Here is a 12,107-nt window from a genome sequence, read left to right on the forward strand (position 1 = left end):
CAACACCCGCCCCAGCACCCGCGCCGCATCCGGGAACCGCTCCGGCCCCGGCCCGGAGTAGTTGAGCCGGATAAAGGCACCCGAGGGCTCCGCGGGGAACCACTCCCCGCCAGGCGCGATCACCACACCCTCGGCCTCGCACTCCCGAACGAGCCGGTCCAGGTCGGTCGCGTCGGGCAGCCGGGCCCAGAGGTTGAGCCCACCGGGCGGCACGTGCTCCAGGTGCGCGTCCGGCACGTGCTCGGCCAGGCTCCGCACCAGCAGGTCACGTCGGGCGCGCAGTTGGTGGCGCAGGTTGCGCAGGTGGGTGCGCCACCCGGGCTGGGTGACGATGTCGAGCGCCGCGGCCTGGAGCACGCCGCTGACGTACATCGACTCCGCGCCCCGGTCGGCGAGGACGCGGTCGCGCGCGGGGCCGCGGGCGATCACGGCGGCGACCCGCACGGCCGGTGACGCGCTCTTCGTCAACGAACGCAGGTAGACCACGTGGCCCGCGTCGTCGTGCGCCGCCACGGGCCGCGCGCTGGTGTCGATCCCGAAGTCGTGCGCCCAATCGTCCTCCACCAGGAACGCGCCGTGGGCGCGCACGACGTCCAGGACCTGGCCGGCCAGTTCCGGCGACCACTGCGCGCCGGTGGGGTTGGCGTAGTTCGGCTGCGCGTAGAACGCCCGCGCCCCGGTCTCCTCGAAGGCACGTGCCAACTCGCCCGGGTCCGGCCCGCCCGCTCCGCTGGGCACCGGGACCACCCGCACGCCGGCCTGCGCCGCGGCCAGGATCGCTCCCCAATAGCCAGGCGACTCGATGAGCAGCGGCTGCCCGGAACCGACCAGGGCGCGGAAGATCGAGCTCAGGCCGCTCTGGCTGCCGGGCAGCACCACGACGTCGCGCGGCGCGGGCGGGGTGATGCCGGTCGGCGTGGCCTCGGCGAGTTCGCTCGCGAACCACGCCCGCAGCTCCGGCAGCCCGGCGGAGTCCGACTTGACCAGTGCCGCCTCGGTGCGGGCGGCCCGGGTGAGCGCGGCGCGCACCAGCCGTTCGGGGAGCAGGTCGCGGTCGGGGTAGCCCGCGTGCAGGCCGATCGCGTCCGGCGGGTTCCCGCGCAGGGGCGTGGCCAGCACCGGGAGGCGGGCCTGCGGTGAGCGCAGCGCGCCGGTCTGCCAGCCGTAGTCCGGCGGCCGCACCGCCCGTGCCGCGCGGACGAACGTCCCCACGCCGGGACGGGCCTCGACGAGCCCGAGGGCGGCCAGCGCGTGCATCGCTTTCTGGACCGTCACCGGGCTCGCGCCGTACTCGGCCATCAGCGCCCGGTTGGCCGGCACCCGCGCGCCCGGCGGAGCTTGGGCGATCCACTCGCGCAGACCGGCGACGATGCGCGCGGTGCTATCGTTGGACATGTCGGGACACGATAGCGTTACTGTCGGATCGACGCCGGTGCTATCGACTCCCCGAGCGCGAGTGGACGGCCTGGCCTGGGGACTGCTCGGCGTGCTGGCGTTCTCGTTCACCCTGCCCCTCACCAGGGTCGCCGTCGTGGGCCTGTCGCCGCTGTTCATCGGCTCGGCACGGGCGGTCGTCGCGTCGCTGCTCGCCGCCGTCGCGCTCACCCTGACCCGACAGCCCAGGCCGACCGGCACGCAGTGGGCCCGGCTGGCCGTGGTCGCCGGCGGGGTCGTCGTCGGCTTCCCGCTGCTGAGCTCCTACGCGCTCACCACCGCGTCGGCCGGGCACGGCGCCGTCGTGATCGCACTGCTGCCGGCGGCGACCGCGGTCATGGCCGTGCTGCGCGGCAAGGAACGGCCGCCGTCGGCGTTCTGGGGGACGGCCGTGGCGGGCGTGCTCGCCGCGCTGGTGTTCGCGTCGCTGTCGGGCGGCGGGTTCGGGCCGCCGCGCTGGTCGGACCTGCTGCTGTTCGGCGCGGTCGCCACGGCGGCGGTCGGCTACGCGGAAGGCGGGTTGCTCGCCCGTGAGCTCGGCTCCTGGCAGACGGTGTCCTGGGCCCTCGTGCTGTCCTCGCCGGTGATGATCACCTTGGCGGCGGTCTCGGCGGTTCGGCAACCGCCGGCGGGGACCGCGGTCCAGTGGGCGGCGTTCGCCTACCTGGCCGTGGTGAGCATGTTCCTGGGCTTCTTCGCCTGGTACCGCGGCCTGGCCATCGGCCCGATGGCGCGGGTCAGCCAGGTGCAGCTGGTCCAGCCCGTGCTGACCATCGGGTGGGCCGCGCTGTTGCTGCGCGAGCACCTGACCTGGCCGACCGCCCTGGGTGGACTGGCCGTCATCCTCTGCGCGGGCTTCGCCGTACGCATCCGACTCGACCGAGGCTGACGCCGCACAACCGTCCCAGCCGGTAGCGCTCAACAGCCCGCCGCGCGATCGAGCAGCAACTTGCGCTCCCGCTCGTTGCGGGTGAGCCCGGCCGCCCGCTCGAACTCCTCCCGCGCCTCACCGTGCCGGCCCAGCTTCGCCAGCAGGTCACCGCGCACGCTCGGCAGCAGGTGGTAGCCCTTCAGCGCGGGCTCGTCCACCAACTCGTCCACCAGCTCCAAGCCGACCGCCGGCCCGAACGCCATCCCGATCGCCACCGCGTGGTTGAGCTCGACGATCGGCGACGGCGCGACCAGCGACAGCGCCTCGTACAGGCCCGCGATGCGGGTCCAGTCGGTGTCCTCCGGCACGCGTGCCCGCGCGTGGCACGCAGCGATCGCCGCCTGAAGCGCGTACGGGCCGCCCGCGCCGCCCAACGACTCGGCCTTCGCCAACGCCGCCAGCCCCCGGCGGATCAGCAGCTGGTCCCACCGCGCCCGGTTCTGCTCCAGCAGCAGCACGGGTTCGCCGTCCGGGCCGACGCGGGCCTTGGCCCGGGACGCCTGCACCTCCAGCAACGCCACCAGGCCGTGCACCTCGGGTTCGCGCGGCATGAGGCCGGCCAGCACGCGGGCCAGCCGCAGCGCGTCCTCGCACAGCGCCGGGCGCATCCAGTCCTCGCCCGCGGTGGCCGAGTAGCCCTCGTTGAAGATCAGGTAGATCACGCCGAGCACGGACGCCAACCGGGCGTCCCGCTCGTCCTCCGCCGGCACCTCGAACGGGACACCGGCCTTGGCCAGCGCCTTCTTCGCCCGCACGATCCGCTGCGCCACGGTCGCCTCGGGCACCAGGAACGCACGGGCGATCTCGTCCGTGGTCAGGCCGCCCAACATGCGCAGGGTCAACGCCACCTGCGCCTCGGTCGACAGCACCGGGTGGCACGCGGTGAACACCAGCCGCAGCAGGTCGTCGTCGATGTCACCGATCTTGGCGGCGGCGTCCGGCGCGTGGTCGAACTCGGTGTCCCGCCCGATCTCCGCGAGCTTGCGCCGGTAGTTCTGCCCGCGCCGGAACTGGTCGACCGCCCGGTTCTTCGCCGTCGTCATCAGCCACGCGCCCGGGTTGCGCGGCACGCCCTGCTCCGGCCACTGCTCCAGGGCGCTGACCAGCGCGTCCTGGGCCAGTTCCTCGGCCAGTCCGACGTCGCGCACCATCCGCGCCAGACCGGCGATCAGGCGGGCGGACTCGATCCGCCACACCGCCTCGACCGCACGACGCGCATCGGTAGCCATCACGACCCGTGATCAGATCAGCTACCGATGCGCGTCGGCAAGCGGACGTCGCGCGCGCCGCCGGTCGGCTCAGCCCTTGGCGCGGGCGTCCTGCTCCGCGCGCAGCTCGCGCTCGCGCGCCTTGAGCTCCTCCGAGGCGTTGACGAAGTCGTCCTCGGTGAAGACCTGCCGGATCTCGATCTGGGACTCCTCGCCGGTGGGGTTCGGCACCCGCTTCACCCACTCGACCGCCTCCTCCAGCGACTTGAGCTCCAGCAGCCAGAAACCCGCGATCAGCTCCTTGGTCTCGGTGAACGGCCCGTCGACGACGGTGCGCTGGTCGCCGGAGAAGTAGACCCGCGCGCCCTTGGCGCTGGGGTGCAGGCCCTCGCCCGCCAGCAGCACGCCGGCCTTGACCAGCTCCTCGTTGAACGCCCCCATCTCGTTGAGCTGCTCCTCGGTCGGCTGGGCGCCGGCCTCGGTCTCCTCGGTCGCCTTCACGATCACCATGAAACGCATCTCGATCTCCCTGTCGGGTTCGTCGGCCGGTCCATCCTGGCCCTACTGACGCGACGATCGAACGGGGTGCCGGATCGACACGCGACCCGAGATTCTTCCAAGATTTTTTGGCGAGCCTCTGACCAGCGGTTCTACGTGATCGGCGAGCCGCCGGTCACGCCGATGACCTCACCGGTGATGTAGCTCGACTCGGACGAGGCCAGGAAGACGTACAGCGGCGCGAGCTCGGCGGGCTGCCCGGCCCGGCCCATGGGCGACTGCTCGCCGAAGCCCTCCACCTTCTCCGGCGGCATGGTCGCCGGGATGAGCGGCGTCCACACCGGACCGGGTGCGACCGAGTTCACCCGGATCTTGCGGTCGACCAGGTTCTGCGCCAGGCCCTTGGTGAAGTTCACGATCGCGGCCTTGGTGGTGGCGTAGTCGAGCAGCTGGAACGAGGGCTGGAAGCCCTGGATGGACGACGTGGTGATGATCGAGGAGCCTTCGGGCATGTGCGGCACGGCCGCCTTGCACAGCCAGAACATCGCGTAGACGTTGGTCTTCATGACCCGGTCGAACTGCTCGGAGGTGATGTCGAGCAGGCCGCCCTCCTGCGCCATCTGGTAGGCGGCGTTGCTGACCAGGACGTCGATGCCGCCGAACTCCTCGACGGCGCGGGCCACGACGGCCGCGCAGTGCGACTCCTCGGTCAGGTCGCCGGGGACGGTGACCGCCTTGCGGCCGGCCTCCTCGACCAGCCGGGCGGTGTCGCGGGCGTCCTTCTCCTCCGCCGGCAGGTAGGCGATGAGCACGTCGGCGCCTTCGCGGGCGAACGCCAGCGCGACGGCGCGGCCGATGCCGGAGTCGCCACCGGTGATCAGGGCCCTCTTGTCGGTCAGTCGTCCCGTGCCGCGGTAGGTCGTCTCGCCGTGGTCCGGCGTGGGGCGGACGTCGTCGGTCAACCCTGGGTACTTGATCGGGGTCTCGGCCATGTCCGCAGGGTGCCCACGCAGGTGGGGCCTGAACACACCGACGGCGCACCTCCCGGTGGAGGCGCGCCGTCGGCGAGCTGTCGTTCCGGCTACCGGCTACCGGCCGGTGCGCGTCCGCTTGCGCAGGGCGCGCTGGAGCGAGAAGGCGCCGGGGCCGAAGGCGGCGAGCAGCAGGAACACCCAGCTGTAGACGGCGGCCAGCTCACCCATGTTGTGCGCCGGCAGGAGCGCCTCGGGCTGGTGGACGGTGAAGTAGGCGTAGGCCATCACGCCGGAGAGCACGAACGCCGCCGGGCGCGCGGCCAGGCCGACCAGCACCAGGACCGCACCGACCAGCTCGATCACGCTGCCGTACCAGCCCGGCCAGGAGCCGAACGGCACCGCCGTGCCCTGGCCGTCGATCCCGCCGAGGAAACCGAGGCCCTGCAACCCGTGGCAGCCGAACAGGAACGACACGACGATGCGGAACGCGGCGAGCACCAGGTCGTTGCGCTTGGCGGCGCCTGCGCTGGTGGCGGTGCTGACGGCGGTGGTGTGGGCGGCGGCGCGGCGGGTGTCGGACGTCGTGGTCATCTCGGGCTCCCCTTCTCGGTGGTCTCACCTAGGCGACGAACGGGGACCCCGCCGGATCGACACCTACGCCGAACTTTTTTCCGGGAAGTCGAGCCGCAGGGTGAAACGGCTGGTCGGAGCCGGTAGGCGTTGGCCGCGGCGGAAGAACCGGACCGGCCGCGGGTCGGTCGCCTCGGCCCGCATGGCCGCCAGGTCGGCCTCGGTGGGCACGCGGGCGACCGACGGGCCGGGTCGGTGGTCGAGCGGTGGCGCCGGCGGGAGGTGCTCGTCGGGCAGGGCGGGGCGGTCGAGCCGGCACGCGACCAGGCCGGGTGTGTCGGGGAGGTCCAGCGGGAACACCGGTCCGGGCCAGACGTAGTCGAGGTCGTCCGGGACGTCGGGGAACAGCGGGCGGTAGAAGTCGGGGTCCTTGCGCAGGAGGGCGGACCGGTGGCTGCGGTGCAGGTCGTCGTCGCCGAGCCAGGGCGGGAGCAGGCCTTCGGCCAGGCACCACGACCACGACGGCTCCCGGCCGCCGGTGTAGTCGAGCAGCACGGCGCGCACGCCGTCCCGGTGCCCCCGGCGTCGCCACTCGTCGCACACCGCCACGCCGTAGGCGACCAGCGCGGGCGTGAACCCGCGCCACATCGCCACGGCCGGGTGGTTCTTCCAGCCGTACTCGGGCCAGACCAGGGCCCGCAGGATCTGCAAGGTCTCCACGCGCTGCTTGCCCAGGCGCCGGGAGTCGAGGGCGGCGGCGCTGCGGCCGAAGGTCGCGCACGGCAGGAACGTCTGCACCTCAGCCACCTACCCCGCGGGCCGGCACTCAACCGCACCGCCGGGCGGCAGGCAGGCAACAGACCGGTGGGCTGTTAACCTGCTGCGGTGGAGTTCCAGCGCGCCAGGCGGCCCGAGCAGGTGGAGCAGCGGCGGCGGACGATCCTCGACACGGCGTGCGCGATGCTGCGGGAGCGGCCCGTCGCCGACATCAGCCTGCGCGAGCTGAGCCACCGGGTGGGGCTCGCGAAGTCGAACGTGCTGCGGTACTTCGACAGCCGGGAGGCGATCTTCCTGGAGGTGCTGGACGAGGAGTGGGGCGCCTGGCTGGACGAGGTGCAGGAGCGGCTGGCGGCGCTGTCCGACCCGGTCGAGGTGGCGACGGCGGTCGCGACGTCGCTGTTGCGGCGGCGGCTGCTGTGCGAGCTGGTCAGCGGCATGGCGGGGGTGCTGGAGCGCAACATCCGGGTCGACTTCGCGCGCGTGTTCAAGCGCCGGGCGAGCGCCCGCACGGCCCGGCTGGCCGACCTCGTGCGGGCACGCGTGCCGGTGCTGGACGAGGCGGCGGCGCGGCACTTCGCCGGTGCGGTCCTGGTGATGACGGCCGGCCTGTGGCCGCACGCGAACCCGACCGACGCGGTCGCGCAGGTGATGCGGGAGATGGGCGGGCCGACGGCGGCCGACCTGGTCCGCGACGGCCTGACCGAGGGCCTGGTCAACCAACTGGTCGGCCTGGTCGCCCGCGCCACGACGTGACCACCGGCCCGGGGTGCCCGGCCGGGTCGCGCCGATCGACCACCCCACCGCCCCACGCCGCAACACGTCCCGGGCACGGCCGCCACGACCGGTCGATCGCCTAGGGTTCGGTCCCGTGAAGGCACTCGTGGTTCGCGGTGGCTGGGCCGGGCACTCGCCGGTCGAGGCCACCGACTCCTTCCTGCCGTTCCTGCGGTCCTCGGGTTTCTCCGTCGACGTGTCGGACTCGCTGGAGGTCTACGACGCCGGGCTCGGCGCCTACGACCTGGTCCTCCAGTGCTGGAGCGACGGCGTGCTGACCGACGACCAGTTCGCCTGCCTGGAAGCCGCGGTGCGGGGCGGCACGGGGCTGGCCGGCTGGCACGGCGGGCTGGTCGACGCCTTCCGCCACTCTCGTGGCTACATGCAGTTGGTCGGTGGCCAGTTCGTCGCCCACCCGGGTGATTTCGTGGACCACCGGGTGGAGATCACCTCGACGCACCCCGTGGTGGAAGGCCTGTCCGGGTTCCCGTTGCGGACCGAGCAGTACTGGGTGCTGTCGGACGGCCTCAACGACGTCCACGCGACCACCACCTTCGCCGCCGCGGCTCCGTGGCACGCGCAGCTGACCGTGCCGGCGGTGTGGACGCGCCGCTGGGGCGCGGGTCGGGTCTTCGCCTGCACGATCGGCCACCTCCCCGCCGACCTCGCCCTGCCGCCCGTCCGCACCATGGTGGAACGCGGCCTGCTCTGGGCCGCGCGCTCCACGCACTGACACCGCAGGCAACAGCCTCAACGGCAGGTCAGCCCTCCGCACCGCGGAACCCGCTCACGCCCCCGAAGCGGGCAACGCGGCGGGCTCGGAGTCGGCCAGGTTCTCCGGCAGCCGCAGACCCTCGTGCAGCGGCACGAGCTCGGATTGCAGCACCAGCGCCGCGCCACCGATCGCGGACGCCGTGGCGGCCGAACGGGACAGTCGCACGTCGACGCCGTGCGCGGCGCGGGAGAAGAAGGCGCGGTCCAGTTCGTCGCGCACCACCGGCAGGTAGACCGACCCGGCGATGGCGAAGCTCGGCCCCGTCAGCACCAGGACCTCCAGGTCCATGATGTTGGCCAACGTGCGCGCCGCCACCGCGATGTACCGCGCGGACCGCTCCAGGATCGCCAACGCCGACGGCTCGCCCCGCCGCGCCGCCCGGCTCACCGCCGCGAAGTCCGACGACACCGACTTCGCCCGGCCGGTCAACCCCGCGGAGCCCGCCAGCGCCGCGTCCGCCCGCGCGGCCGCGACCACCGCCGCGGGACCGGCCAACGCCTCCACGCACCCGCGCGCGCCGCACCAGCACTGCGGCCCGTTCGCGTCGACGCAGATGTGCCCGATCTCCCCGGCGTTGCCGCTGCTGCCGCGGTAGGTGATGCCGTTGATGACCAGACCCGCGCCGATGCCCGTGCCCATGTACAGCGCCGCCGAGATGGCCGTGCCGCCGATGCCGCCCGACCAGTGCTCGCCCAGCGCCGCCGCCGTGGCGTCGTTGTCCAGCACCACCGGCAGGCTCGTGGCCCGCTCCAGCTCCTGCGCGAGCGGGAAGTCCTCCCACTTGCGCATGGCCGGCGGGGTCAGGCCCATGCCGGTGTCCGAGCTGAGCGGTCCGGGGGAGACCAGGCCGAGGCCCAGCACGGTGGTGTGGTCCACGCCGACGCCGTCGATCAGGCCCTTCACCTCGGCGGCCATCCGCGCCACCACGGTCCGCGGTTCGGCCGCGCCCGCGCCCGCCCTCGAAATGCGCGCGACGACCGATCCGCCGAGATTGGTCAGCACGTAGGTGATGCCCGCGTGGTCCAGGTGCACGCCCACGGCGTACCGGGAGGAGTGGTTGAGCTGGAGCAGCACCCTCCGCTTGCCACCGGTGGACTCCGCCCGGCCGGTCTCCACGACCAGGCCCTCGTCGATGAGCTTGCGGACGACCGTCGAGATCGTGGCACCGGTGAAACCCGTGGCGTTGATCAGGCCGACGCGGCTGATCGTGCCCGCCGCGCGGATCACGTCGAGCACGGCGGACTTGCTGCTCGCGTGTTGCGTCGCCCGCGCCGGTCCGCTCACGAGGTCCCCCGCGTCCGTCTTAGTTCGTTCGTTGGACGAAGGGTAGCAACTTGACCGGTAGATGACGCCGAGGTGTTGACTTCGTTTCTTCGATGACTTAACAATCTGCCTCAACGCGGGACCGCGGCCGGTCTCGGGCCACGAGAGGAATCGACGATGTTCCTGAAGGCAAGGCGCTTCTCACGGGCGCGCACGGCGGCGGCCGGACTGGCCGCGGTCGCCATGCTCGCAACTGCGTGTGGCGGATCGGGTTCGAGCGGTGACGAGAACAAGGACACGCTGATCGTGTACACCGGGCAGTCCGGTGACTGGCAGCTGAACTTCAACCCCTTCTCGCCGACGATGCTCGAAGGCCCCGGCACGATCTTCGAGCCGCTGTTCTTCTTCAACAACATCCGCGACGTCGAACCCAGGCCGCGGTTGGGCAAGAGTTTCGAGTGGAACGCCGACGGCACCCAGCTCGACATCGTGCTGCGCGACGACGCCAAGTGGACCGACGGGCAGAAGTTCACCGCCAAGGACGTCGTCTTCACCCTCGACATGATCACCAAGAACCCGGCCATGAACGGCACCGGCTACAAGGGCGTCGCGACCGCCGTGGACGACACCCACGTGTCGGTCAAGTTCTCCGAGCCGTCCTACATGGAGGGTCCGCAGGTCCTCGGCCGGATCTGGATGGTCCCCGAGCACAAGTGGAAGGACATCTCGAACCCGTCGGCGGACGTCGTCAAGGAGCCCGTCGGCACCGGTCCGTTCATGCTCGACGAGTTCAAGGCGCAGGCCTTCACGCTCAAGGCCAACCCGGGCTACCACTCCGGCGAGCCCGCCCTCAAGAAGGTCCGCTACCTGGCGCTCTCGGGCAACCAGTCCGGTGAGGCCGCGCTGCGGCAGGGCCAGATCGACTGGCAGACCGGCCCGGTGCCCGACATCGCCAACGTCGAGAAGAACTACCCGGGCTACAAGGCCATCACCATCCCGATGAACCAGACGGCCCTGTTCACCTGCTCCAACGCCGCCCTCGGCTGCCAGGGCCCGCAGACCGACGTGGCCGTGCGCAAGGCGATCTTCTACGCGATCAACCGCACGCAGATCAACGCGCTCGCGTTCGAGAACACCTCCAGCGAGGTCTCGCCCGGCGCGGCGCTGCTCGACCGGGACAAGGACCAGATCTCCGGCAAGCTCAAGGAGAAGACGGCGCCGATGCAGCCGGACGAGGCCAAGGCCACGCAGCTGCTGGAGAGCGCCGGTTACACCAAGGGCGGCGACGGCGTCTACGAGAAGGACGGCAAGCCGCTGGCCTTGACCCTCAAGGTCGTCGCCGGCTGGACCGACTACATCACCGCCGTCGACACGATGAGCCAGCAGCTGCAGAAGGTCGGCATCAAGGTCACCGCGCAGCAGCTGTCCTGGAACGAGTGGTCCGACGCACGCGGTCGCGGCGAGTTCGAGCTGCTGATCGACTCGCTGCACCAGGGCCCCGCGCCCGACCCGTTCTACAACGCGTCCTACTTCTTCAGCACCGCCACCACGGCCAAGGTCGGCGAGGTGGCGAACCCGAACTTCGCCCGGTTCTCCAACCCCGAGGTCGACGCCGCGCTGGCCGCGCTGAAGGGTGTCGACCCCGAGGACGACGCCGCCCGGCAGCCGTACTTCGACACCATCCAGACCAGGATCGAGGAGTCGATCCCGTACATCCCGGTCCTGACCGGCGGCACCACCAGCGAGTTCAACGCGAAGAAGTTCACCGGTTGGCCCACCAAGGACGACCTCTACGCGTTCCCGGCCGTCTGGGCGCGCCCGGAGCACTCCGAGATCTACCTGAAGCTCAAGCCGGCCGGCCAGTGAACGACTGAGTGAGGCGATAGGCGGACCGATGAGGTACTACGCCCGAAAGTTCGCGTTCTACCTGGTCGCCCTCTGGGCGGCGCTGACGCTGAACTTCTTCATCCCGAGGCTCATGCCGGGCAACCCGGTGGACATCCTGATGGCGAAGCTGGCGCAACGCGGCGGAACCGTGGACCCATCGGCCCGCAGGGCGTACGAGCTGCTGCTCGGCACGAACAGCGGCGAGTCGCTCTTCCAGCAGTACACCGCGTACCTGGGCAACATGTTCCGCGGTGATCTGGGCATCTCGGTGAGCTCGTTCCCGACACCGGTGTCCCAGATCATCGCGGAGGCCCTGCCCTGGACCCTGATGCTCGTCGGCATCGCGACGTTCCTGTCGTTCGCCCTCGGCATCGTGCTGGGCACGTTCGTCGGGTGGCGGCGCGGCACGTGGTTGGACAACCTCGTGCCCGCCACCACCGTCCTGGCCGCCGTGCCCTACTTCTGGCTGGCCCTGATCCTGGTCGCGGTGCTGTCCTCGGCGTGGGGCTGGTTCCCGTTGCAGGGCGGCTACGACGTCGTGCTGTGGCCCGGCTGGAACGCCGACTTCATCGGCTCGGCGATCTACTACGGCACGCTGCCCGCGTTGACCATCGTCATCTCCTCCGTCGGCGGCTGGCTGCTCGGCATGCGCAACATGATGGTGTCGGCCACCGCCGAGGACTACGTGCTGACCGCCAAGGCCAAGGGCCTGCGCGACTCGCGGATCATGATCAGGTACGCGGCCCGCAACGCGGTGCTGCCGTCGGTGGCCGGTTTCGCGATCTCGCTCGGGTTCGTGGTGTCCGGCTCGATCATCACCGAGCAGGTGTTCTCCTACCCGGGCATCGGGTCCAAGCTCCTCCAAGCGGTGCAGAACAACGACTACGCCCTCATGCAGGGCATCTTCCTGGTGATCACGGTCGCCGTGCTCGGCGCGAACCTCGTGGTCGACCTGCTCTACGCCGTCATCGACCCGCGCACCCGCGTCAGCGGCTGAGAAGGAGAACGGACAC

General features: G+C 71.6%; 12 protein-coding genes. 5 read left to right on the forward strand and 7 right to left on the reverse strand.

Going from position 1 to position 12,107, the window contains the following annotated elements:
• Positions 1-1,395, reverse strand: a 1,395-nt coding sequence (locus ACYVLT_RS18760) for an aminotransferase-like domain-containing protein (protein WP_461121477.1), incomplete at its 3' end; no start/stop codon positions are given.
• 61 nt (positions 1,396-1,456) lie between these two features.
• On the opposite strand from ACYVLT_RS18760, the gene ACYVLT_RS18765 reads away from it, so the two are divergent.
• Entirely contained in the window at positions 1,457-2,323 is an 867-nt protein-coding gene (locus tag ACYVLT_RS18765) for a DMT family transporter (protein WP_461121478.1), read from the forward strand.
• Between the two features lie 29 nt (positions 2,324-2,352).
• Here ACYVLT_RS18765 and ACYVLT_RS18770 read toward each other — a convergent pair whose 3' ends face one another.
• The 5 genes from ACYVLT_RS18770 to ACYVLT_RS18790 form a co-directional block, all read right to left on the reverse strand.
• The gene (locus ACYVLT_RS18770; protein WP_461121479.1) at positions 2,353-3,594 is read right to left on the reverse strand and encodes an RNA polymerase sigma factor; all 1,242 of its coding nucleotides are present in this window, start codon (positions 3,592-3,594) and stop codon (positions 2,353-2,355) included.
• 69 nt (positions 3,595-3,663) lie between these two features.
• Positions 3,664-4,092, reverse strand: a complete 429-nt coding sequence (locus ACYVLT_RS18775; protein ID WP_461121480.1) for a YciI family protein — start codon at positions 4,090-4,092, stop codon at positions 3,664-3,666.
• 131 nt (positions 4,093-4,223) lie between these two features.
• Positions 4,224-5,063 (reverse strand): SDR family oxidoreductase, encoded by an 840-nt coding sequence (locus tag ACYVLT_RS18780; RefSeq protein WP_461121481.1) that lies wholly within the window; start codon positions 5,061-5,063, stop codon positions 4,224-4,226.
• A 96-nt stretch (positions 5,064-5,159) separates the two neighbouring features.
• Complete coding sequence (locus tag ACYVLT_RS18785; RefSeq protein WP_461121482.1) at positions 5,160-5,636, reverse strand: DoxX family protein; 477 nt, start codon at positions 5,634-5,636, stop codon at positions 5,160-5,162.
• Positions 5,637-5,699: 63 nt separating this feature from the next.
• On the reverse strand, positions 5,700-6,413 hold the full coding sequence (locus ACYVLT_RS18790) for an MSMEG_6728 family protein (protein WP_461121483.1): 714 nt from the start codon (positions 6,411-6,413) through the stop codon (positions 5,700-5,702).
• Between the two features lie 87 nt (positions 6,414-6,500).
• Between ACYVLT_RS18790 and ACYVLT_RS18795 the strand changes: the two genes are divergently transcribed.
• Both ACYVLT_RS18795 and ACYVLT_RS18800 read left to right on the forward strand, forming a co-directional pair.
• Positions 6,501-7,148: a TetR family transcriptional regulator gene (locus tag ACYVLT_RS18795; protein ID WP_461121484.1), complete on the forward strand. Its 648-nt coding sequence runs from the start codon at positions 6,501-6,503 to the stop codon at positions 7,146-7,148.
• A 115-nt stretch (positions 7,149-7,263) separates the two neighbouring features.
• On the forward strand, positions 7,264-7,902 hold the full coding sequence (locus ACYVLT_RS18800; protein ID WP_461121485.1) for a ThuA domain-containing protein: 639 nt from the start codon (positions 7,264-7,266) through the stop codon (positions 7,900-7,902).
• 54 nt (positions 7,903-7,956) lie between these two features.
• On the opposite strand, the gene ACYVLT_RS18805 is transcribed toward ACYVLT_RS18800, so the two are convergent.
• Complete coding sequence (locus ACYVLT_RS18805) at positions 7,957-9,228, reverse strand: ROK family transcriptional regulator (RefSeq protein ID WP_461121486.1); 1,272 nt, start codon at positions 9,226-9,228, stop codon at positions 7,957-7,959.
• A gap of 156 nt (positions 9,229-9,384) precedes the next feature.
• Here ACYVLT_RS18805 and ACYVLT_RS18810 point away from each other — a divergent pair, with 156 nt between their 5' ends.
• Both ACYVLT_RS18810 and ACYVLT_RS18815 read left to right on the forward strand, forming a co-directional pair.
• Complete coding sequence (locus ACYVLT_RS18810) at positions 9,385-11,073, forward strand: ABC transporter substrate-binding protein (RefSeq protein ID WP_461121487.1); 1,689 nt, start codon at positions 9,385-9,387, stop codon at positions 11,071-11,073.
• A gap of 28 nt (positions 11,074-11,101) precedes the next feature.
• Positions 11,102-12,091: an ABC transporter permease gene (locus ACYVLT_RS18815; RefSeq protein ID WP_461121488.1), complete on the forward strand. Its 990-nt coding sequence runs from the start codon at positions 11,102-11,104 to the stop codon at positions 12,089-12,091.
• The last annotated feature ends 16 nt before the right edge of the window (positions 12,092-12,107 follow it).

This window comes from Saccharothrix stipae, assembly GCF_054781895.1.

What these genes read in the sequence shown, in the direction of transcription:
- ACYVLT_RS18785 (WP_461121482.1), bottom strand. Translation starts at nt 5,636, where the DNA reads ATGACCACGACGTCCGACACCCGCCGCGCCGCCGCCCACACCACCGCC.
- ACYVLT_RS18780 (WP_461121481.1), bottom strand. Translation starts at nt 5,063, where the DNA reads ATGGCCGAGACCCCGATCAAGTACCCAGGGTTGACCGACGACGTCCGC.
- ACYVLT_RS18770 (WP_461121479.1), bottom strand. Translation starts at nt 3,594, where the DNA reads ATGGCTACCGATGCGCGTCGTGCGGTCGAGGCGGTGTGGCGGATCGAG.
- ACYVLT_RS18815 (WP_461121488.1), top strand. Translation starts at nt 11,102, where the DNA reads ATGAGGTACTACGCCCGAAAGTTCGCGTTCTACCTGGTCGCCCTCTGG.
- ACYVLT_RS18810 (WP_461121487.1), top strand. Translation starts at nt 9,385, where the DNA reads ATGTTCCTGAAGGCAAGGCGCTTCTCACGGGCGCGCACGGCGGCGGCC.
- ACYVLT_RS18775 (WP_461121480.1), bottom strand. Translation starts at nt 4,092, where the DNA reads ATGCGTTTCATGGTGATCGTGAAGGCGACCGAGGAGACCGAGGCCGGC.